The organism is Marinobacter sp. NFXS11, from assembly GCF_040148675.1.
Taxonomy (GTDB): domain Bacteria; phylum Pseudomonadota; class Gammaproteobacteria; order Pseudomonadales; family Oleiphilaceae; genus Marinobacter.
The window spans coordinates 1,526,728-1,548,633 of sequence record NZ_JAGDDV010000001.1 but is presented as its reverse complement, the minus strand read 5'-3'; the positions used below and the strand labels follow the sequence as shown (position 1 = coordinate 1,548,633).

Annotated in this window: 20 protein-coding genes; 10 read left to right on the top strand and 10 right to left on the bottom strand. The window is 56.8% G+C overall.

Going from position 1 to position 21,906, the window contains the following annotated elements; translation table 11 throughout:
* The first annotated feature begins 1 nt into the window (after position 1).
* The 4 genes from gspL to gorA are packed head-to-tail and all read left to right on the top strand — an operon-like array spanning position 2 to position 3,958.
* A complete protein-coding gene (gene gspL, locus J3362_RS07250) occupies positions 2 to 1,306 on the top strand; it encodes a type II secretion system protein GspL (RefSeq protein WP_349518883.1) in 1,305 nt (434 codons plus the stop codon).
* A gap of 3 nt (positions 1,307 to 1,309) precedes the next feature.
* Complete coding sequence (locus J3362_RS07245; RefSeq protein ID WP_349518881.1) at positions 1,310 to 1,840, top strand: type II secretion system protein M; 531 nt, start codon at positions 1,310 to 1,312, stop codon at positions 1,838 to 1,840.
* Between the two features lie 56 nt (positions 1,841 to 1,896).
* Complete coding sequence (locus J3362_RS07240) at positions 1,897 to 2,568, top strand: GNAT family N-acetyltransferase (protein ID WP_349518880.1); 672 nt, start codon at positions 1,897 to 1,899, stop codon at positions 2,566 to 2,568.
* Positions 2,569 to 2,596: 28 nt separating this feature from the next.
* A complete protein-coding gene (gene gorA / locus J3362_RS07235; RefSeq protein ID WP_349518878.1) occupies positions 2,597 to 3,958 on the top strand; it encodes a glutathione-disulfide reductase in 1,362 nt (453 codons plus the stop codon).
* 38 nt (positions 3,959 to 3,996) lie between these two features.
* Here gorA and J3362_RS07230 read toward each other — a convergent pair whose 3' ends face one another.
* The 3 genes from J3362_RS07230 to J3362_RS07220 all read right to left on the bottom strand — a co-directional run bounded on the left by J3362_RS07230 (position 3,997) and on the right by J3362_RS07220 (position 9,093).
* Positions 3,997 to 5,940, bottom strand: coding sequence for an ATP-binding protein (locus tag J3362_RS07230; RefSeq protein WP_349518876.1), 1,944 nt, complete (start codon positions 5,938 to 5,940; stop codon positions 3,997 to 3,999).
* Complete coding sequence (locus J3362_RS07225; RefSeq protein ID WP_349518874.1) at positions 5,933 to 6,742, bottom strand: ABC transporter substrate-binding protein; 810 nt, start codon at positions 6,740 to 6,742, stop codon at positions 5,933 to 5,935. The genes J3362_RS07230 and J3362_RS07225 overlap by 8 nt, the downstream gene beginning before the upstream one ends.
* Before the next feature lie 200 nt (positions 6,743 to 6,942).
* Positions 6,943 to 9,093, bottom strand: a complete 2,151-nt coding sequence (locus tag J3362_RS07220) for a TonB-dependent receptor plug domain-containing protein (RefSeq protein ID WP_349518872.1) — start codon at positions 9,091 to 9,093, stop codon at positions 6,943 to 6,945.
* 130 nt (positions 9,094 to 9,223) lie between these two features.
* Here J3362_RS07220 and J3362_RS07215 point away from each other — a divergent pair, with 130 nt between their 5' ends.
* Positions 9,224 to 9,874: a J domain-containing protein gene (locus J3362_RS07215; RefSeq protein ID WP_349518871.1), complete on the top strand. Its 651-nt coding sequence runs from the start codon at positions 9,224 to 9,226 to the stop codon at positions 9,872 to 9,874.
* 14 nt (positions 9,875 to 9,888) lie between these two features.
* On the opposite strand, the gene J3362_RS07210 is transcribed toward J3362_RS07215, so the two are convergent.
* The 4 genes from J3362_RS07210 to J3362_RS07195 all read right to left on the bottom strand — a co-directional run bounded on the left by J3362_RS07210 (position 9,889) and on the right by J3362_RS07195 (position 14,138).
* Entirely contained in the window at positions 9,889 to 10,884 is a 996-nt protein-coding gene (locus tag J3362_RS07210) for a bile acid:sodium symporter family protein (protein WP_349518870.1), read from the bottom strand.
* Positions 10,885 to 10,887: 3 nt separating this feature from the next.
* Positions 10,888 to 11,565, bottom strand: a complete 678-nt coding sequence (locus J3362_RS07205; RefSeq protein WP_349518868.1) for a FadR/GntR family transcriptional regulator — start codon at positions 11,563 to 11,565, stop codon at positions 10,888 to 10,890.
* A gap of 80 nt (positions 11,566 to 11,645) precedes the next feature.
* Positions 11,646 to 13,142 carry a flavin-containing monooxygenase gene (locus tag J3362_RS07200; protein ID WP_349519263.1) on the bottom strand — a complete coding sequence of 499 codons (1,497 nt, stop codon included), beginning with the start codon at positions 13,140 to 13,142 and terminating at the stop codon, positions 11,646 to 11,648.
* 84 nt (positions 13,143 to 13,226) lie between these two features.
* Positions 13,227 to 14,138: a LysR family transcriptional regulator gene (locus tag J3362_RS07195; protein WP_349518866.1), complete on the bottom strand. Its 912-nt coding sequence runs from the start codon at positions 14,136 to 14,138 to the stop codon at positions 13,227 to 13,229.
* A gap of 100 nt (positions 14,139 to 14,238) precedes the next feature.
* Here J3362_RS07195 and J3362_RS07190 point away from each other — a divergent pair, with 100 nt between their 5' ends.
* Together J3362_RS07190 and J3362_RS07185 are read left to right on the top strand one after the other, a co-directional pair.
* A complete protein-coding gene (locus J3362_RS07190; RefSeq protein ID WP_349518865.1) occupies positions 14,239 to 15,858 on the top strand; it encodes an NADH-quinone oxidoreductase subunit L in 1,620 nt (539 codons plus the stop codon).
* On the top strand, positions 15,855 to 18,311 hold the full coding sequence (locus tag J3362_RS07185; RefSeq protein WP_349518864.1) for a YbcC family protein: 2,457 nt from the start codon (positions 15,855 to 15,857) through the stop codon (positions 18,309 to 18,311). Before J3362_RS07190 ends, J3362_RS07185 begins: the two co-directional genes overlap by 4 nt.
* Before the next feature lie 30 nt (positions 18,312 to 18,341).
* Here J3362_RS07185 and J3362_RS07180 read toward each other — a convergent pair whose 3' ends face one another.
* Together J3362_RS07180 and J3362_RS07175 are read right to left on the bottom strand one after the other, a co-directional pair.
* A complete protein-coding gene (locus tag J3362_RS07180) occupies positions 18,342 to 18,614 on the bottom strand; it encodes a YebG family protein (protein ID WP_349518863.1) in 273 nt (90 codons plus the stop codon).
* A 148-nt stretch (positions 18,615 to 18,762) separates the two neighbouring features.
* Entirely contained in the window at positions 18,763 to 19,731 is a 969-nt protein-coding gene (locus tag J3362_RS07175) for a beta-ketoacyl-ACP synthase III (protein WP_349518861.1), read from the bottom strand.
* Between the two features lie 167 nt (positions 19,732 to 19,898).
* Here J3362_RS07175 and J3362_RS07170 point away from each other — a divergent pair, with 167 nt between their 5' ends.
* The 3 genes from J3362_RS07170 (at position 19,899) to J3362_RS07160 (ending at position 20,958) form a co-directional block, all read left to right on the top strand.
* Positions 19,899 to 20,150: an HP1242/YdcH family protein gene (locus tag J3362_RS07170; RefSeq protein WP_349518859.1), complete on the top strand. Its 252-nt coding sequence runs from the start codon at positions 19,899 to 19,901 to the stop codon at positions 20,148 to 20,150.
* A gap of 169 nt (positions 20,151 to 20,319) precedes the next feature.
* Positions 20,320 to 20,472, top strand: a complete 153-nt coding sequence (locus J3362_RS07165; RefSeq protein ID WP_008171150.1) for a hypothetical protein — start codon at positions 20,320 to 20,322, stop codon at positions 20,470 to 20,472.
* Between the two features lie 234 nt (positions 20,473 to 20,706).
* Complete coding sequence (locus tag J3362_RS07160; RefSeq protein ID WP_008171147.1) at positions 20,707 to 20,958, top strand: hypothetical protein; 252 nt, start codon at positions 20,707 to 20,709, stop codon at positions 20,956 to 20,958.
* 3 nt (positions 20,959 to 20,961) lie between these two features.
* Here J3362_RS07160 and J3362_RS07155 read toward each other — a convergent pair whose 3' ends face one another.
* The gene (locus J3362_RS07155) at positions 20,962 to 21,846 is read right to left on the bottom strand and encodes a peptidoglycan-binding domain-containing protein (RefSeq protein ID WP_349518858.1); all 885 of its coding nucleotides are present in this window, start codon (positions 21,844 to 21,846) and stop codon (positions 20,962 to 20,964) included.
* Between the last annotated feature and the right edge of the window lie 60 nt (positions 21,847 to 21,906).

Below are 21,906 nucleotides of genomic sequence, written 5' to 3'. Positions count from 1 at the left end.
CATGTCTTATCGCCTTTACGTCCGCCCAATACCGCCGTTTGCGGACGCTGACCAGGACCCCGGTGCCCAGATGTTCAATTGGGTCCTGCACGATGCCAGTGGCGATGCGCAGGCTCGCGGCGCAGGCGACAGTCGGGAAACCATCGAGCATACCCTCGGCCAGAATGCACTGGATAATGTTCTGTTGATCGGCCTTATTCCTGGCGAGGAAGCCATTTACTGTCTGGCCGACATTCCCGCAAAACAAAGCCGGTTCATTAACCAGGCCTTGCCTTACGCCGTTGAGGAGCAAATCGCCCAGGACATTGATTCTGTTCACCTGGCGCTGGGCGCCCATACCGATCACGGCTACCGCGTAGCGGCCATTGATCGCGAACGGATGGGGCAGTGGGTGAATCTGTTTAGCGGCTGGGCGTATGCTCGGCTGGAAGCCATTTTTCCCGATGCCTCCTTGTTGCCGCGCACGGAAGGCGGCTGGTCGGTCTGTCTGGACGGCGAAACAGCAATGATGGTGAGCGAACGCGGCGAGTGGCTGAGTATGCAGTCTGCGAACCTGGGAATGTTTGCCCACACGCTGACTGCTCCGTCTGCGGAGGAAGTGGTGGCTGAAATTCCGGTCACGCTTTACGGCACCGCTGATGAATTTGATCTCCAGCAATCGGCCATCTCGGAGTTGAACGGTTCTGGTCGGCTTGCGGTTCGCAAGGAAGTTCTTGAGCTCATGCCTCTGGAACTGCTGGCCTACGCCCATCACCATCATCTGTGCGAACCGGTAAACCTGTGCCAGGGCATGTTCTCGTCCAAATCGGGCAAGGCGAGTCCGCTCAAACCATGGAAGCCCCTCATCGCAGTTGCCGCCGTCTGGTTCGTGGTTCAGGTGGCGTTGAATGCCGGAATGGGTTTCTACTATCAGAATCAGGCAGAAAAACTGCGAAACGAGGCCATGGCAATCTACCGCGATGCGTTTCCGAATGACCGGCGTACCCATGCCGGCAACGTCCGGCGCGTGATCGAAGGCCAGTTGCGGGTTGCCGGCGCCAGTGGGCCGGAGGTGGACTTTATCACCCTGATGAAATACACCGGACAACAGTATTCCCGTCTGCCGGGCAGCCAGGGAGTGAATTTCAATTCAGTGAATTACAGCCGCTCACGGGGTGAGCTGGTCGTAGACGTAAGAGCCGATAGCTATGACCGTTTGAGCGCTCTGCGCAACGGCCTCGCGAACCAGGGGCTGGAGGCGCAGATTGGTTCGGTGGTGAACGAAGCGAGCGGCGCCCGCGGCCGCCTGACGGTCTCAGGAGGTTAAGGTATGCTTTCCCGAATCAAGGATCAGCCGGCGGTCGGCAAACTCATTGCTCAGTATGATCATTTGCCCCGTCGCGACCAGCAGGCTTTGGTGGTGCTGGCGATCGCTGTGTTTCTTGGCCTTCTGTATTTTGCCGTCTGGCGACCGGCGGCCGGGTTCTACGACCAGGCGGAAGCTGCCCGAGACAACGCCGGCGAGTTGTTGGCCTGGATGCAGGCGAACCAACGGACGATTCAGCGTCTTGGCAATACAGGCGGTGCCAGCACCACGGCGTCGGCAGACAAGCCAGCGGATGGCAGAGCCCTGATGGCTCTGGTGACCCGCTCCGCCGGGGAGGCGGGTCTGTCCCTTCAGCGCTTTGAGCCCAGCGGTGAAGACGCCATCCGGGTCTGGCTTGAGAATGCGCCTTTTGCAGAGGTTGCCGCATGGTTAGAGCGATTGAATGGTAACCATGGTGTCGTCATTGACCAGGCGGCCATGGACAGGGCCAGTGAGCCGGGGCGGGTTTCCGTTCGTCTCACACTGGCCATCTGATTCTGAAAACCAGATTCCGGGCCTTTTGTCCGGAACTGACGCAGGAGAGGGAAGCGATGAGTAACGGCAGCGACAACAAGAACAAATCCGAGCCAGCCATTGTTCGCCTGGACGAAACGGCGCGGAATGAAGCCAGATCCATTCTGTTTCACGCCTACCGGAACGAGCCAACGTTCCAGTATCTGTTCGATCACCGGCGTCCCGGCTACGATCAGAGGGTGCGGGCGACCATAAGGGAATTGATAGACCTTTATTTTGAGCTTGATCAGGATTCGATCGGAGTGATGGTTGACGACACGCTGGTGGCCGTGGCGTTCATCGGGGATCCCGAATTAAGGATGAACCTGGCTGATCAGATCAGCTGGCGGATTCGTATGGTCCTGACTACGGGGTTTGCCTCCACACGTCGGTATCTGGACTACCACGAGAAAATTCGCGACATGCTGCCACAACCACTGGCGCACCAGTTGCCCATGATGGGAGTGAATCCCAAATACCAGAATCGCGGCTACGGTCGTTTGCTGCTGAAAACTGTTGAAAAACTCTGTGCCGAAAACCCGCGTGGCAGCGGGTTGGTGCTTGATACCGGTAACAACCGTTATCTGCCGTTTTACGAATCCGAGGGTTTCCGGAGCCTTGGCAAGATTCAGCTCGGCGACTTCGAAGATCATGTGTTGTTCAGGGAAGTGCATCCGGAAACCAAAACGGCCACGTCCGGCCAAACCTGATTTTTCTTAATCTACAACAGGAGAAGCTGTGTCTGACCAGCAGGATTTTGATCTGATCGTTATCGGAGCCGGCTCCGGCGGCGTTCGCCTCGCGCGCATGTCTGCCCAGCGCGGCGCCAAGGTGGCTGTGGTTGAATCCAGGTATCTTGGCGGAACCTGCGTAAACGTTGGCTGCGTGCCCAAGAAACTGTTTGTGTACGGCGCCCACGTTCACGATGAGCTGGAAGATGCAGCCGGCTACGGTTGGCAGGTTCCACTCGACGATGTCAGTTTCGACTGGCCGAAGCTGGTTGCCAACAAGAATGCCGAGATCGAGCGTCTGAATGGCATTTATGGTCGGTTGCTGGAAAACGCCGGTGTGACCATCATCGAAGGAACGGCGTCATTGTCAGACGCCAATACCGTGGTCGTCGGGGATACCTCCTATCGGGCCAAACACATCACGATTGCCACCGGCAGCTGGCCGGTAATTCCCGATGTGCCCGGCAAGGAATGCATTCTTACGTCCAACGAGATGTTCTACCTGCCGCAGCTGCCGAAGCAGGCCGTTGTTTGGGGCGGTGGCTATATCGCTGTGGAGTTTGCCGGCATCCTGGCCGGGTTGGGTGTTGATACAACCTTGCTGTATCGCGGTGATCTGTTCCTGCGCGGGTTTGATGGCGACATCCGACGGTTTACCGAACAGGAAATGCGGAAAAAAGGCGTAAACCTGCAGTTCGGTGTGACCATTGAATCGGTTGAAGCCGAGAATGCCCATTACCGGGTTCAACTTAACAATGGCGAAACCCTGGAGACTGGCCTTGTGATGGCGGCAACCGGTCGTCGTGCCTTGGTTGACGGTCTCGGTCTGACCGATCTTGGTGTTCAGCTCAGCGCCTCGGGACATGTTGTGGTGGATGATCACTTCCAGACTGCCGTGCCCTCAATTACTGCGCTGGGTGATGTGATTGGAACTCCTCAGCTTACGCCGGTTGCCTTGGCGCAGGGCATGGTGCTATCCAGACGTTTGTTTGGCGATGGCAAAGGCGAGATGGACTATTCGGCGATTCCAACGGCGGTATTCTGCCAGCCAAACATCGGGACGGTTGGGCTGACCGAGGAAGAGGCCCGGGAAGCGGGACATCAACTGCGGATTTACCGCTCTGAGTTCCGCCCGATGAAATACACCCTCAGTGGTCGTGACGAACGGAGCTTGATGAAGCTGGTGGTAGACGACGAGACTGATCGCGTATTGGGTGCCCACATGGTGGGTCCGGACGCTGGTGAAATTACCCAGGGGCTGGCGGTTGCCATCAAGGCTGGTGCGACCAAGGCTCAGTTCGATTCCACCCTGGGCATTCATCCGACATCTGCCGAGGAGTTTGTCACCATGCGCGAGCCGGTGGCGTGATTTAGTGCCGGCGTCCGGTTCAGGGCGCCGGCACCTTCCTAGAGCTTGATCCAGCGGCTGAGCACTTCGCGCAGCATTTCCTTGCGAACGGGCTTGGCCAGATAATCGTTCATACCGCAGTCGAGACAACTCTTTTCTGTCCCGGGTAGCACGTCCGCCGTTAATGCAATGATCGGTGTCCCCATCTGGCCGTTGCTCTGTTCCCATTCCCGGATATAGCGGGTGGCCTCGTATCCGTCCATCACGGGCATCTGACAGTCCATCAGTATGATGTCATAGCCCGTGTGATTGGTGGTCACCCTGTCCAGCGCTTCCTTGCCGTTGTTGGCGGAATCGGTATGGAAACCCAATCGTTTGAGCATAGCCGTGGCTACGCGCTGGTTCACCGGGTTATCTTCCACCACCAGGGCATGGCTGGTGCCATTGATCGTTTCCCTTGGTGGTGTCCCGGTCGGCTCGGGTTGTCTGGGCCGATTCGCCAGCTCGAACGGCAGCTCAAACCGGAACGAGGAACCCTTGCCCAGATCCGTTTCTACCTGAATGTGTCCGCCCATGAGTTCAACCAGTCGCTGGACCAGGGACAGGCCAAGTCCGGTGCCTCCGTATAGCCGGCTGTTTCCGGCGTCGATTTGTTCAAACGAGTTGAAAATGTCCTGAAGGCGCTCGGTCGGAATGCCGGATCCTGAGTCGCTTACCGAGCAGTTCAGAATGATGCAGTTGTCTTCGAGAGCGAAAAAGCCCGCCTGGATATTGATAAAGCCATCGCCAGTAAACTTGATGGCGTTGTCAGCCAGCCCCGCCAGAATTTGCCGCAGACGCGCGGGGTCGCCGATGACGACGGGGTTGTCCGGCCAGTCGCCGAAGAACTTGAGATTGAGGGCAAGGCCCTGTTGCTCGGCGAGGTGTCGGTAGGTGGCGGTGCAGTTGGAAATCAGTTCCCGAAGGTTAAACGCCTGGCTGTCGAGTTTCAGGGTGCCGCTGTCCATTTGCGAGTAATCGAGGATGTCTGCTATGACCGTCAACAGATCCTCGGTGGACTGCCGGGCAGTGTTGAGGTATTCGCGCTGGCGTTGGGTAAGCGGTTCTTCCTGGATCAGATCGACCATCCCAAGCACCCCGTTCAAGGGCGTACGCAACTCATGGCTCATGGTGGCCAGAAATTCGGATTTCGCCTGATTTGCCATCTCGGCCTTTTCCCGGGCACCTTCGGAGGCGGCGATGGTTTGGTCCCGGGCTGTTTTCAGGCCGGCCAGGTGATTAGCCAGCTGGTTAAGTTGCTCTTCAATGGCAACGATCTCCTGCGAACTCTGGTGAGTATTCAGGGGACGCTCCTGGTAGTCACCATCGGTGAGTTGACCGATTCGCCCGGCGAGGTCTCGTATCGGTGCCAGAATTGCTCCGAGGAAATGATTGATGATCAGAATGCTGAACAGCAGCAGGGCCACACCAACGGCGATCGATGTCCACAGAATATCCTGCCGCCGTTCCGCAAGAACATCCTGGCTCACGCCAACCTGAACAGTGCCAACTCGCAGAGAACCGGAACCGAAGCCATAGTCCGGTTCAAACCACTCTGCAGTCCGTTCCGAACCAAATTCCAGGGGCTGCTGGAGAATTTCGGCTTCATAGATCTGGTCGCGCTCGGGTATCTCATGGGGCTTGATCGGTTCGCGGGAAACGAAGCCAATCTGGTCTCCCATAACGTCGGAGACCCGGATCCAGTCGGCTTTGCTGCGACGCAGCGACTGGGAAAGGATCTGGTCGAGTGCCAGAGTGTTGCCAGAGACAACGGCGTACTCCAGGGCAGGGGCGAGGCTGTCGGCAAGCATCTGGCTGCTGTCGGACAGATCCCGGCGTGCATCCTCAAGACGCACAGACGTGAAGAACACCATCAGCACGATGAACATGACGATGGCTGGCAGAGCTCCGAGGAGCAGCAGCTTTCGGGACATGGGGCGCTGTTGTCTGTGGCTGTTATTCATCAGACGCCTCCCCATTGATCGTTAATTGTCGGTCCACCCGTGTGGCGATATCCTCACGGCTGGGCAATGGAATGTTCAGAGAGCGCGCAACCTGGGCATTGACCTCGACCCGGAACTCTTCCGGATACGAGGGCTTCGGATATGTGCCGGTTTCAAAAAACGTCGACAAAAAGTCGCCCGCCATCTCAACCATTTCAGGGAAAGGGGCATAGCTGGAGGCCAGGGAACCTGCTTTAACGTAAGCCTGAGTGGGGCCGATGACGATCTGATTACGGCGGTAGGCAGTCAGCAGAATATGTTTGATGGTTCGGGGGTTGTAAATGGCGCTGTCTGGTGCTGCGAGCAAGAAATCACCATAACCGAGGGCGCGGACAAGCGTCGGGATCAGCTTGTCGTTGCTATCGACCAGAAAGATCTTAGCCGACATGCCGTAGGCCGGCAGTTCATCAATCAGGGGCTCATACAGTTCGACGGAATCTGCAGTTGCCAGCAGGGCAATCTTGTTGGCCTGGGGCAAAATGGCCTTTCCCGTCAGAGCCTGGCGGATCAGCGGCACGTCGTACAATACCGCCGAGATCTGGCCCGGTGATCGCTCGGCAAAGGCGGAGATAAAGGATCGGTCGACCAGCATGGCCAGGATCGCTGCGGAGCGGTTGGCTTGACGTGCCCGGGAGAAGGCGGCGGGGCCAACCGTAATTATCGGGCTGTTTTCCAGAGTGGACAGCTGGTCGTCGGAGACTTCGGTCAAGGAGGTCGTTGGCCCCAGTTGCCGTTTCAGGAGCTCAATCAGATGTTGATCCAAAGGTGCGTTGCCTGAGCCGACAAAATAAACGACCCTTGCCGTTGCTTCCTGGGCATTGGCAACCGTGGCGCAAACGGCGAAAAGCAGAATGCACAGGGCCTTGAGTAAAAGGCCCGGATTTCCGCATCTATGCCGGTTTCGGTGAATCGTGCCTGTCCTTCGCTCCATACCGTCCAGGGCTCGCGCTTTCCTTGTTAACTTCAGAAACGAATACCAGCCTCAACAAAAAACTGGTTCTGATCTTCAATCCGGTTATCCGGGCTGATCCATGGCTTGGGATTGAGGTAATGTTGGATCGTTAGTGCCAGCATATAACTGTAATCGCTTTTGTCCACCCGGCGGGCCAATCGGAAATCTGCACGTTCGAACCGGGTCTCACGGACTTCATTGGTCCAGTACATCGCCGCTGACGTCATGAAACCCTTCGGCAGATCCTGGATCCAGGCAAAACTACCTGAATCCCGGGCCGAGAGGCGGGCCAGAAGATCGACAGCCCGTTCCTGTTTGTCTACCGGTAGTGCAGCCGGATCGCCGGTGTAACGGCCTTCCTGTTCCAGATAGGCGTAGGTGGCCCGGAGCTTGGTTCCGGAAAACTGCAGTGAGGTTTCCAGCTCAACGCCTTCCTGCTCCAGATCCACGTTGTTGGCGATATACCATTCTTCTTCATTGATAACGCCACTGATCATGTCGTGGAAGTCGTCGTTGAAGTAGCGAACTTCCACCGACAGCAGGGCGCTCTCGAGATGGAACTGACCGAAGTAGCTGATTTCACGTGAGGTGATCCATTCCTCTTGAAGTTTCTGGCCGTAGGTGGATGTTGTCGGGTCCAGAATGTCGGCCACTTCGATTCTCTCTCCGTCCAGTGCTTCAAACGGGGCCTGCACATTTCTCGGCGTATAGCCCCAGTCAGGATTCTGTTCAAAGGCGTCCGGTGTGCGCACCGCCCGAGAAAACACGAAACGCAGGGCATGGTTGTTGTTCAGGATGAAGTTCGCGGCGGCCCTGGGCGAGAAATAATCTTCATCAGTGGTGGTGGTCTGCTCCCAGTTCCCCCCGGCGTTAAAGGTCAGCCATCGGAAGGGCGAGTACTCGGCATTGGCGAATACCCGGGATTGGTAATTGTCTCCTTTTCCGTTGAAGTAGGTCTCGGAATTGAAAGAATCCTTTCTATAGCCCACGCCGGAGACCAACTTGAATTCATCGCTGAAAATGATGGTGTCCTGAAGTTCGATTTCCTGCCGGGTTTCCTCGAGGTCTTCGTTCAAATCAGCAATGAACGGACCCTGGTCTTCGGGGAAGGGCGGGAACCCGGATGGCAGAAGCGCGTTGATTTCTGCTGCCGGGGCGGAAACCGTCCAACGCTGGCGTTGCCGTTGGTTCTGATAGCTTGCCTGAATATGGTAGAAGTGACTGGGAGAGGTCGCCCCGTCGAACCGGACATGGAGATAATAGTCGTCCATGATGATATCCGGGTTGGTGATCGCCCCCAGCTTGCCGGACTTCTCGAAGTCCTCTTCATTTACGCCATCCAGCACGCCGGCGCGAACGTCGATGGAATGCTGACGGTCAATCCGGAACACGCTGTCGAAATTGAAGTTGTTGATGTCATGGCCATCGTGGAAGGGGATTTCCTCGCCGCCGTCAATCTGGTTATCGAAGCCGTTGGATTTGCGCTTTTCGTAAGACAGCCGCCAACTCTTGTTGGCATCGGTATCGCCCACTGACGTGAAGGTTCGCAGATGTCCCCGCGAGCCGACCGAAGTGTAGGCTTCTATGCCGGCCGTGTCCTGGGGTGAGCGGGTGATGATATTGATGCTTCCAAGAAACGCGTTGATGCCATAGGCCGCGGAATTTGGCCCCCGGCTAACCTCAATGCGCTCGATATTTTCCAATGCCACGGGCATCCCGAACCAGTCCACATCGGCCAGACTGATCCGGTAGGCGGTTCGTCCGTCAATCTGAACCTGCAGCCGACGCTGTTCGTACTGAGACGTACCGTGGTAGGTTGCCACCGGATTGGTGCTTCCCCAATGACCAACAACCATACCCGGCACCAGCCTGAGCGCCTCTACCAGGTTCATGACTCCGAGATCACGGATCATGTCGCCGGTAATGATAGTGGTCGTGCCGGGAACCCGAAGCTTGGACTGGCGCAGTCGTGTTGTGGTCAGCACTTCGGGAATTTCGCTCTGTTCGCCTTCCAGGGCAAGTAATCCGGGCATGAAATCAGGTGTGTCAGTCTGTGCGATTACGGTGGCTGGTAGCAGAGCGGAAAAAGCGATACTGACGCCGAGGCATGTTGCGAGGGTGCGGCCGTTACATACCGTTGCCGTTTTTGTCGATTGATGCATGGTTGACGTTCTATAATCTGCCGAGAAAAAGGATAAAGCACTTTTATTATGTTTGGGTCCTATCGTAAGGGACTACAGACGGTTTGTCTCTCTGAAATGTAATGAATCTAGGCCCGGGAGTTGCAGCTTTATGAATTGTTGGGAAATCCTTGGAATTGAGCCGACCGGCGATCGTCGGAAAATCCAGGATGCGTATGAGCAACAGCTCAAATTTGCTTCGGAAGACGAGGCGAAGAGCCTGGAAGCGGCTTTCCGCGAGGCAGTGGGGGACGACCCGGGCCCGGTAAAGGGGGCTTCTGACACGGTTCAGACTGAAACGTATCGCGAGGCGCAGGACCAGAACCAGGAGCCGGATCGTCCGCTGGATGCCAACGAGGGCCAGGTGGTTCGTGAGGTGGTTATCCAGATCAAGGCCTTGCTCAATGACCCCTCAAGAAGTAAGGACCCGGGCATCTGGAAAGCCATTCTGGACGAGCCGCCCGCCGATCAGCCGCGGTTGCGACGCGAGATTGGTCGCCAGTTGGAGCCCCAGATACGTCCGATGGCGGAAAACGGCACCTTTCCGGCACCGGTGGCCCAGTTTCTCGGTGAGTGGTTCGGCTGGTTCACTATGGAAGAAGCGCCTGAGGCGGCCGACGATCGGAATTACCCGGAACCCGACATGGCTGAAGAACAGGGCGAACAGCCACCGCAAATGGTCAATTTCTGGCCGGCGGTGATTGGCTGGATTGTCGGGCTGGCGATTCTCGCCACACTCTTTGGCGGAATGGGGGGCGGTTGAACCCGCCTCCCGGATCAACCCGTTTTCTCTGCATTCGCCCTTTCAATTCTTTCCCGGTACTTCTGGGCCAAGAAGGCTCCGACGATAACCTGTATCTGGTTGTAGCACATGATCGGCAACACGATCATGCCGAAGCCGGGGTGCCCCGAGAAAAGGACCTTGGCCATGGGCAGGCCAGATGCCAGGCTCTTTTTTGATCCGCAGAACACCACCGCGGCTTCATCCTCCAGGCTGAACCCGAATCGCCGCACCAGGAATCTGGCGAACACCATAAATAGCAGCAGTAAGCCCAGGCATAGCACAATGGCGAAAAGAATGGCCTGCAGCGGCAGATTCTCCCAGAGTCCGCTCTCTACCGAATGAGAAAAAGCGGAGTAGACGATCAGCCAGATCACGCACTGATCGTAGCGGGCCATCAGCGTTTCGTTTCTGCCAAGAAACCCGCCTAGCCATGGTCTGAGCGCATGCCCGACCGCAAAAGGCATTAACAGTTGCAGAATGATGTCTTTCAGGGCTTCCGCTACGGAGAAATCCCCACCGCCGGATGTGCTTACCAACAGCAACAGCAGGAATGGCGTCAGCATCATGCCAAAGACATTGGAGGCGGCCGCGCTGCAGATTGCCGCCGGAACATTGCCCCGCGCCATTGCGGTATAGGCGATGGAGGAGGACACCGCCGACGGCAGGACGCCCAGGTAAAGAAACCCCAGACCAAGATCTTTCGGCATCCATGTGGGTGCGATATTGCTGAGGCCATTAATCGGCAGCACCGCCAGCGGAAAAAATACGAACGTGAGCGAGGTGATCAGAATGTGCAGTCGCCAGTGGGTAGCGCCGGCAATAATTTGCTCCCGGGACAGCGCTGCGCCATGAAAAAAGAAGAGCAGGGCGACGGCGACCGTTCCGGCAGTGGCCAGTGCCTCGCCAGCCTGGCCAGTTGCAGGCAGGAAGGTAGCCAATACGATGGCGCCAAGGAGCAGCAGGGTAAAGGTATCGATCCGGAACTTCATGAATCAGGACTCCCGACGCTTCAAGGCGTGGAGGCTGGGTTTCAAAAGCGACCGGGCCAGGGATTCTGCCTTGCCCTCATCCTGGCGCCGGACCGCGGCGAGCAAGAGTTCATGGTCTTCCTGGGAGGGTTCCGGCAGGTCTGCATCGGTTTCGGTCTGCTCGATGGTCTGGCTGACAGCGTGGGAAAAGTAATCGTAGAGTTCGACCAGCGCTGAGTTATGAGAAGCCGCAACCAGAGCATGGTGGAAGGCTTCATCGTGCCGGATGCGAGCCCGCAGGTTATCCCCCGCTTTGGCGCGAGCATCCAGGGCTGCGGTCATGTGCCGGAGATCCTGTTCTGTACGCCTGTGCGCTGCCAGCTTGGCGGCCTCCGTTTCCAGCATGATCCTGACTTCCAGCTGGTCCGCCAGCTGGGTGCGCGCAATTCTCCGCAGTGTTTCGCCGGCATCCCGTGTCGCTCGAACATAGGTGCCATCTCCCTGGCGGGTTTCCAGCATCCCCACATGTACCAGCACCCGAACCGCCTCGCGAACGGTGTTGCGGCTTACTCCGAGGGATTCGGAAAGTTCTGATTCGACGGGCAGGCGACTGCCAACCGCCCAGTCACCTTTCTCGATGGCGTTTCTGAGGCTCTCGATGGCGGTCTCTACCAGCGAGCCTTTACGAATACGTTCCAGCATGTGTTTATCATCCTTCCAACCGATAACCCAATCATCCTATGAATATCGCCGAGGTTCAAGCGCAAAGGGCTGTCACCCGATTAACCCACGGTCTGGCCGGGGTAAAGAAACTGGTAATCAGCGGTGTCTACCCGGCGGGTGGCGAACCGGTAGGTGAAGGTGAATCCCGGCCAGTTGATGGTATTCCGGCCATGTTCATCCAGGTACCAGGAGGTGCAGCCGGAGCTCCAGACCGTGTCTTCCAGGCCCTGTTGGACCACATGGGTGAAGCGGTCCTGTCGGTCTTGTCGGACGTCCATGGCGGAGTGAGGGTACTTTTCGAGCGCCTCCAGACAGTCCAGAACGTAGCGAAACTGGGACTCTAGCATGTACAGGATCGAGTTATGGGCCAGGTTGGTGTTGGGCCCATAGAGCATGAACATATTTGGGAAGCCGCTGACGGTGATACCTTTGAACGCTACGGCGCCGTTCTGCCAGGCCTCGTTCAGGGTCTTTCCGCCCCGGCCTGTTATCCGGATGGGTGACAGGAACTCCGAGGCCCGAAAACCAGTGCCGCAGATAATGGCGTCGACCTCATGGTGGTGTCCTTCGTGCGTAACAACGCCGGACTCGTCAATGTGATCAATAGGGTCGGTAATCAGGTTCACGTTCGGCCGGTTGATGGCCGGATACCAGTCGTTGGAAATCAGGATCCGTTTGCAGCCGATCTTGTAGTCCGGAATGATCTTGTTCAGCTTGGCGGGATCTGTGACCTGTTTTCTGGCCTCCCGCTTTGCCATGTTCGCGTAATACTCGAGAAGGCCACTGAATTTGGTGAAAGCGAGGGCGCGACTCTCGTTTTTCCAGTAAATAAGGTACCGATAGAGGCGATCCCAGGCCGGCACTTTCTGGAACAGCGTCTGCTCCCAGCGCTTGAAGGGCCGATCCGGCTTGGGCAGGACCCAGGCCGCCGAGCGCTGAAACAGATCCAGCTGCTTTACCTTCGATGCAATCTCCGGAACAAACTGAATGGCACTGGCGCCAGTACCGATGACCGCTACCCGTTTATCGGACAGGTCGTAATCATGATCCCAACGGGCTGAGTGGAACATCTTGCCCTGAAAACGGTCCAGGCCCTTGAGGTTTGGCCAGGCAGGTTGATTGAGCTGTCCGGTGGCGGTGATGAGTACGTTGGCGGTCAGTTGCTCACCGTTTGCGAGGGTCACCGACCATTGATTTGTTTCGTCGTCAAACGCGGCTTCCTGCACCTCGGAGTTAAACCGGATGTGACTGCCCAGGCGATATTTCTCAACGCAGTGCTCCATATAACCGAGTATTTCGCGTTGCAACCCGAATTTCCGGGACCAGTCGTGCTTCGGTTCGAAGGAATACGAATAAAAGTGGGATTGCACATCGCAGGCGGCACCGGGGTAGGTGTTATCACGCCAGGTACCTCCGACCCGGTCGGCTTTTTCCAGCAGGGTCAGGTTATTGAACCCGGCCAGTTTCAGTTTGATGGCCATGCCCAGACCACCAAAACCGCTACCGATAATCAGAATGGACGGGTGTTCTCGCAGGCTGGCTTGGCTCATGATCATATGTCCGGCGTTATTATTGTGGTCTTTCTGCTTCAGTATACGGATGTAAGTCAGCCTTATGGATGACATTTTTCGCCACTCGGGCTAGTCAGAATGACCAATCGGCGTTCGGGTCAGAAAATTGTCCTGGGTCTGGGATAGAAGCTCCCTCAGTGCTGGCGTCTCGAACTGGCGCCGGATACTGATGGCATAGAACTCCTCGAAGACGCCCGGCAAAGCGCCGTAGTCTGCAAGGGTTCCGCTCTTCATTTCATCGCGAACGACCACCGGAGGCATGATGGCGAAATGACCGGTATCCCGGGTGAGAAGTCGCATCATCGCCATGTCATCCACCTCGGCGGCGATGTTGGGACGCAGCCTGTGATACTCGCACAACTGGTCGAAGGCCTGGCGTATGTTGTTGTCCGGGCCCGGCACAATCAAGCTTCGGCCACGCAGTACGTCGACAAAATCGCCCTGAACGTCTATTCCCCGCGGCCCGATGATGCTGACCGGCTGTTTGGCGATCAGCCGTGACCGCCAGGGATTCTGTTCATCTCCCTGTACCGCCTGGTTTGCGAGGATCAAGTCCAGTCGGTGCGCCGAGAGGCGTCTCAGCAGCTCATCCATGTGGCTACTTTGCAGGCTCAGCTCGAGGTCTTCCCGATTCAGCAGCGGTTGCAGGAAGCCTTCCTGGAAGTTACGGGAGAGGGTGGCCACCGCTCCAATTCGGAGCATCTCGCGGTTTGGCTGAGCGCCGGAGGCAAATAATGCCGTCAGCTCCTCACCCTGGCGGAAGATCTCCTCGGCGTAGGAGAATGCCATTCTCCCGGCTTCAGACAACTTGAGACGACGCCCCTCACGAATGAATAGGTCGTGTCCCAGGCTGTCTTCCAGCTTGCGTATCTGGCCCGACAGCGCCGACTGGGAAATATGCAGCGAATCAGCAGCTCGCGTCAGGTGGCCGGTTCGGGCGACCTTCCAGAAGTAGTAAAGGTGATGGTAATTCAGCTTCATGTAATTTCGTTCTCTAAAAACGAATGATCTGATAAGTATAAACCATTTTTTATATGTGACGAAGATCGGCAAAGTACTGGCAACCAGGAGGTTTGCAAGTATGAATCCAATCGCCGAATTTTCATTGCTCTCGATCCTCGCACTCTGGCTGCTGCTGCCGGTCGGTCTCTTCCTGCTTGCCGGGTTGACTGGCTGGCTGAAGAATCCACTGAAAGTGAACCACTGTTGGCGACTTGCCGGGTGGGCGCTGTTGGCCTCCATGGCCGTTTCGGTCGTGATGGGAATCCTGCTCCTGATTCAGTCCCATGTAGGAGGCGATGGCAATCGTCTGGCGACCCTGGGTGGGCGCTTCGGCCTGTATCCAGACGGGATAGCGGTCTGGATGGCCACGATGGTGGCGTTTATTGGCTGGGTCATTCTTCGGTTTGCAGACAACTACCTTAGCCAGGACCCTGGCCGTGACCGTTTTCTTCCCTGGTTTCTGGTGACGGTTGCCTCTGTTCTGGTACTGGTGTTTACCAACCATCTGCTGATTCTGGCAGGCGCCTGGATTGGTGTCAGTCTGGCCCTGCATCATTTGCTCACCCTCTATCAGGACCGGCCCCAGGCGCGAATGGCGGCGGTGCAGAAGTTCATCGTCAGCCGGGTTGGAGATGCGCTGGTGGTCTCGGGTGTGGTGGCGCTCTACCTGCACTACGGCACCTTTTACCTGCCAGACATGATCCAGAATGAGGACGCCCGAGCCGGTGGCTCAACAGCGCTGACAGTTGCCTCGGTGGTTCTGGCTCTGGCGGCGGTTCTCAAGTGCGCCCAGATTCCCTTTCACGGCTGGCTCATCCGCGTTATGGAAGCTCCGACGCCCGTGTCTGCGCTGCTCCATGCCGGGGTGATCAATCTTGGCGGTTTCCTCTGGCTGCGTTTATTCCCGGTGTTTGATGGCTTTACCGCCGGCCACATGATTCTGCTCGTGATCGGCGGCATGACCGCGGTCGTTGCGGTTCTCACCATGATGACCCAATACTCGGTCAAACATGCTCTTGCCTGGTCAACCTGTGCGCAGATGGGCTTTATGCTGTTCGAAATCGGCATGGGGGCCTACACACTGGCACTGCTGCATCTACTGGCCCATTCGCTGTACAAGGCGCATTCGTTCCTGGCTTCTGGTCGCACGGTGGCCGTATCGGCAGCAACGCGTTTTCCCGAATCTCCCTCTGCTAACCGGCTCGCCTGGGCCGGGCTTACCGGCCTGTTGGCGGCGGCGATCCTGGTTCAGTTCCCGTGGATCGTGGAAAACAATCCGGTTTTCGGAGCATTGCTGGTGCTGGCGGTATCTGCGGCTAGCATGGGCGTCCCGGCCGGAGCGACAAGAGCGGTGAAGCTGAGGCTTGCAGGTCTGGCGGTGCTCCTGGTTCCGCTGTACGCATTGTTGCATCTTCTCATCGGCCCGGCCGTTCCCGAGCAGGAAGGGTTTGCTATCCCCGGCATTGCTCTGGGAACGGGCGCCACTCTGGTAACGCTGCTCGCCGTGTGCTCTTTGATGATTGTATTCGGTGCTCGCTTCCCGGCCACCCGTGCTTTGGGCGTTCATTTTCGTCAGGGGCTTTACCTAGAATTGCCCTTTGATCGGTTGACCCGCTTCCTGGCGGCGGAGGCTTTGAAGGTGCCGGCCATGTTCCGCAGGGTTCCCCATCATCCGTTCCGACGGGAGGAGAGATCATGAGCGATGCGAGCGCGCCATTGCCGGAACTGCAGTGGCTGAGCGATGACTGGCGGAAGCCGATTAAACAGGCCTGCGACCTGATCGCTCCTGTTTGGCCTCTCGATCAATGGATAGCGGTGAATCCGTTCTGGGGGCTGAGACACTTTCCGGCCCCGCGGGTAGATCAGGTGCTCAACGAGCGCGCGGGTTTCAGTATGCTTATGCCGACCGAGTTTTACCGGGAAGCCTGGGAAGGTGGCCGGATTCGAGAAGACGATCTGAGGGCAAGTATTGCCGAGCGTGGTGATGAGCGGAATACCGCCTGGTACCTTGATTGGCTGGGACGAAAGGGGGCGATAACTGCGCGACTGCGCGGTTCCATTCTGGATACCTTTGCGGTTGCGAACGCCCACGAGGAGGCCGGTGTTCTGACTGACACCGTTTGCGACCAGGTTTCTCGCGTTTGCGGCGCCTTTTTCGATCAGCGCCAGAGCCGATGGTCCGTTTCGGGCAACCAGGCCAATGGGGGGCTTTTCGGTTTTTGGCTTGAATCAGTCAGGCAGGACCTGGCGCTTGATTTTACGACCGGGTTGAAAGGGAGCCGTGCTTTCTTCAAGACGGTTCCGGACGGCAGGGATCAGGCAGTACAGGAGGCGCTGAATCGGATCGGCGCTCGTGGAGATGAGTTGGAAGCGCTGTGCCATAGCCTGTTGTTGAGAGTGAACGGCTGGGCCTCCTGGTGTCGCGGAGAAGACTGGCGGGCAGGCCTTGAGGGGCGTTCATCCGATCGGTGTGAGGACATTCTGGCGATCATGCTGGTCTGGGAGTCCGCAGGGGTAGCCTTCGCCTCGACGGCACAGAAAGCAGAGTGGCAGAGGCAGAGAGCCCGCGCGAGTCGCAGGGGGGACTACGATGATCGCAGCAGGCTGTGGGTGTGGCAGCGAGCCTTCGAAATTGGTTACCAGCGCACCTTGTGGCAGGCACTTGAATCTGCGCCGGTAAAGCAGGCGTGGCCAGACTCCGGGCGTGGGATACCGGCAGCCCAGGCCGTCTTCTGTATCGATGTTCGCTCCGAAGTGATGCGCCGCCACCTTGAAGCAGTGTATCCCGACGTGCAGACGCTCGGATTCGCCGGTTTTTTCGGAATGCCAATCGATCATCAGCAACACGGACCGCTTGCCCCGGCCCGCCGACTGCCGGGCCTGTTGCCCGCGTCTTTCCGGTTGATTGATACCAAGGGCAGCCTGCGAGAGGATCTGGCAGTGAATCGCTCTCTCGATCAGAGAGAGATCGCCCGTGAATCCGTCAGAAAGGCGAAATATACCAGCTTGTCGACGTTCACACTGGTTGAGACCACCGGTTTGGCCTGGGCCTGGAAACTGGTGAAAGACACTTTGAAAAAGGGCCACAAAACCCGCCCTGACCAAAGTGTAGAGGGGCGCCTGGTACACAGCCACGGAGGCGATCCGCTCTCTGATGCCGAGAGGGTTGCGCTGGCGGCCAATATGCTCCGGGGGATGTCTCTGACCAGTGGTTTCGCGCCTTTGCTGGTGCTTGTTGGTCATGGCAGTCATACCGATAACAACCCGAACCAGGCTGGTCTCGACTGTGGTGCGTGTGGCGGCCAGAGCGGCGGCGTAAACGCCCGGCTTGCAGCAAGCCTGGTCAATGATCCACAGGTCAGGACAGGGCTTGCTGACGCGGGTATCAGAATTCCGGACTTCACCTGGGCGGTCGCTGCTGAGCACTGCACAGCAACGGACAAGGTAACGATTGCTGATCGCCATCTTATCCCGGACTCGCACATGCAGCATCTGGCAGATCTGGAAGCCGGATTCGAAGCAGCCGGTATCCGGGCGCGAAAAGAGCGGGCAACGCCACTGAAATTGAACGGACTGGGCGACGATAACCTTAAGCAGGCCATGGAAACCCGGACCCGGGACTGGTCAGAGGTTCGTCCGGAGTGGGGGCTGGCCAACAACGCGGCAATCATTTTCGCGAAGCGCAGCAAGACAAGGGGCTGCAACCTGTCCGGGCGCGTATTCCTGCACGATTACGATCCGACTCTGGACGAAGATGGCGGTCTCCTGGAGGCTTTGCTGGCAGCACCGATGATCGTCGCCAACTGGATCAACCTTCAGTACTTTGCTTCGGTAACGGTTCCCGACGTATATGGTTCTGGTAACAAACTCCTGCACTCCGCGGTTGGCGGGAATGTCGGCGTTGTGGAAGGTGATAGCGCGCGGTTGAGAATTGGCCTGCCGCTGCAGTCCGTCCACGATGGCACTCATTGGCGCCATGAACCGGTTCGTCTTACTGTTCTGATTGATGCGCCGGAGGATCGGATTGAATCCGTGTTACGTCGCCAGCCAGATGTGGCGGCTCTGGTGGAGAATCAGTGGGTCAGTTTGCATCGGATGTCTGGCCAGGGCGTAGCGCGTTATGACAATGGCAGCTGGGTAGCCGTGGCATGAGAGGAGGGCGGCCGCGCCGCCCCTGTCCAGCTATTCCTGTTCTGCGTTCAGAAGCTCGGGCTTCTTGAGCGCTTTCTGGAACAGGTCTTTGTCCTCCGCTATGGCCATGGCACAGCGTTCGGCCAGATCGTCGCTCAGGCCTTCAACCTTGCGGCCAAGGAATACCTGAATTTCCTCCGCCAGTTCGAGCACTTTGTCCCGGGCATCGGCTTCGGCTTTTGAAGTGAACAGCATCGTCTCAGGATTTTTCAGTGCCATATCCAGGCCGTCCCTATCAGAAAAGTAGACTGCTTGTACTGCCATGGTTATTCCTCGCAGTGAGCGTTATTGGTACTGTATAAAAATACAGTCTATCTGACCGGGTGCGGTAAACACAATGAAAAAACGGGCTTCAACAAGAGTTGGAGCCCGTCTATGGTTGAAAACGAGTGGCGATCCGAAAGATGGCCGATCAGTAACGGAGCAGTGCAGAGCCCCAGGTGAATCCGCCACCAAAGGCCTCAAGGAGGAGTACTTCGTTGCGTTTGATTCGTCCGTCACGAACGGCGACATCGAGGGCCAGGGGAATGGACGCAGCCGATGTGTTGCCGTGCTCATTAACTGTCACGACAACCTGGTCCATGGACATGTTCAGTTTCTTGGCCGTGGCCGAGATGATTCGAAGGTTGGCCTGGTGGGGAACCAGCCAGTCGATCTCTGATTTCTGCATCTGGTTGGCTGCCAGGGTTTCATCAACAATCTTGCCTAGCGTGTTCACCGCCACTTTGAACACTTCATTACCTTTCATCTCGACGAAGGCCCGACCCGCCTTCACCTGATCGTAATTGTCCGAGATACCGCAAGGCACGTGGAGCAGATCCTCGTATTGACCGTCGGCGTGAATATGGGTGGAAAGAATCCCGGTTTCCTCGTCGGCTTCCAGAATCACGGCACCGGCCCCGTCTCCGAAGAGAACACAGGTGCCGCGGTCTTCCCAGTTAATGATGCGGGAAAAGACCTCAGCGCCGATAACAAGGGCTTTCTTGCTGCTTCCGGTCTTGATGAACTTCTCTGCCGTTGCAAGGGCGTACACAAATCCGCTGCATACCGCCTGTATGTCGAAGGCGGGGCAGCCATGGATGCCGAGACGCGCCTGCAGGATGCAGGCGGAACTCGGAAAAATCTTGTCCGGGGTGGAGGTGGCAAACACGATCAGATCGATGTCCTGCGCATTGATGCCTGCGGCATCAATCGCATTCCTGGCAGCCTGCTCCGCAAGATCCACTGTGGTCTGGCCTTCAACGGCAATATGGCGTCTTTCGATTCCCGTGCGCTCGCGAATCCACTGGTCGGTGGTGTCGACCATTTTTTCGAGGTCTTTGTTGGTAACAATGTTTTCAGGCAGGTAGGAACCGGTGCCGGTAATTCGTGCAAAGGTCATTCGCAAGTGTCCCGAGGCGTAACTGGATAACGTACTAACATGCTATACCCATGCAACGTCGTGCGTAATTAGCGATTTGTCAAAGACGCCCAGAAACTGGCACGCTCGTCTATGATGAAGGTGATCAGCCTTGATCAACACTCTGCAAAGAAGAGGAGAGTATTACGATGGGCATTTCCAGCCATGAGCTTCACGTAGAATTCCCGCAGTACCGAGACCTCATTCAGGAACTCAAAAACAATGATCTCAAGTTCAACGAAAAGCTTCAGGAGTACACGCATCTCGATCACGAAATTGAAGGGCTGGAAAAGAGGGACTCTCCTGTTGGCGACGACAAATTGCACCGCATGAAACAGAAGCGGGCGCAGCTCAAAGACGATCTTTATCAGGTATTGATTTCAAACGCCAAGGCTTCATGAAATCGTAATTGAAATGAAACACATTGAAGCCTGAAAATGCTGGGAGCCCCTGTGTATAGGGGTTTCCAAGTATTCAGAAAGCTCCTCGTCAAGCTTAGAATAGGACCCTAATTAAACAAGGTCCCGGTTTTTAGAGACCAATATTCTGGGTTGACTAAGGAGTAATGAAATGAAAAGAGCTGCTTCGCTTTACAAAGGCTGGCGGATGAAGCGCAACTTTATCCATCTGGTGATGACTATGGATCGTCGGTTGCTGAACGATGTGGGATTCTCTCCTGAACTGGTTGAACAGAAACTGAGCACTCCGTTCTGGAAATTCTGATTCTCGTGACTGATCGACTCTGCTTTCGGTAACCTTCTGAACTGGTTGAAAAATAATCAGACCAGAAGGTTGCAGACTGTCACAATAATGAAATATCCTATTGTTCTTAAAGCCCTTTTATCTCGAAAAAATCTAAGAAAATTGATCTGAATCTGTATTCTCTTCTAGCGGATCGTCCTATAGTTACGCTACCTCCAGAACCAGACCGGTTCACCCTGAAAGGAGAGCTTGACGATGATCCAGGAATTCCTTCAAAGCAATTTGCCCTTAGACTCCTCCGTAAGCCTCAAGCGTTCAGATACCGAGCCTGATAAAGACATTGCCAACGCCCGCAGCGAAGCCTTTGAGATCGTCTCGGACTCCGGTGAAACCGTAGGCTTTGTGAAGGCCTGGGAAGATGACCCGAGTTTCCGCGGATACGTCCATTTCGATTCCGATGGCAACGTGATTGACTGGAAAGTCTTTAAAGACCGGTTGCAGAGCTGACGCTCATACCAGCCAGCCGAAAAAGAAATCAAACAGGGCGCTGAAAAAGCCTCCGCCGGTGCTCTGAGAATTATCGGCAACCGCGGAATTAGTCGATGCAGTGGTTTCTCCCTCGATTGGCTGGGCTTTCTTCGTATCCGTTGCTTTCGGCTCGGCAGGTCCCGCACTGGTGGGCTCTGCAGGGAGCTGGGCCAGCACCGGGGCTGGTTCTTTGGTGGCTTCCGGTGTTGTTTCCTCGGCGACCGCAGGTTCCGGCGCGGGGCCTGGAGCTGAAGGTGGCGCAGGAGGCTCTGAAGCCACCGGTTCGGGTGTTGTCGGGGCTGCTTCCGCCACTTTTTCTTGTGGCTTCACTTCAGTGCTTTTCGAAGTTCCCTCAGTATCTATCTGGTTTTCATCAGGTTCGGCATCGAGTGAAGTTGTTGGCTCGCCCTGTTCGGATGATTTTTGAATGGGGTCCGGGGTAGGTTCTGGCGCGGGCGCAGGCTCTGGTTCAGCCCTGGCAATGGTCGGGGTATTGGACGCTGGCTTGGGAAGGGACAAACCGAGCTGTGCCACTGACGCCTTTCGACTGCCGACTGAATTTGCAGTGATGGTTGCGCTGGATGTTTTGGTCACGCCGAGCGCTTTCAGTGTTGCCGTATCCAGGTTGCCGTTGGTTTGCAGCCCATTTTGAGCTTGATAGGCGCGTATGGCCGCTCGGAGTTGCTCATCAATCCATCCATCCGCGCGTCCGATATCATGACCGGCACCGTAAAGTGCATTTTCGGCGGCGAAAATGACTTTTTCGGGTTCGGCGGCTTGAGCAGTGCCGAGGCAGGCAGCCGCTGTTAGAATGACAATGGCAGGGCCGCGAGCGCCTTGCTTCCTAAGTGATTGAGAGCGCGTCATGGCGAAATACCTCCGGGCAGTCCGTTTCCGGTTACATTGTGTAACTTGAAACCCAAAGGT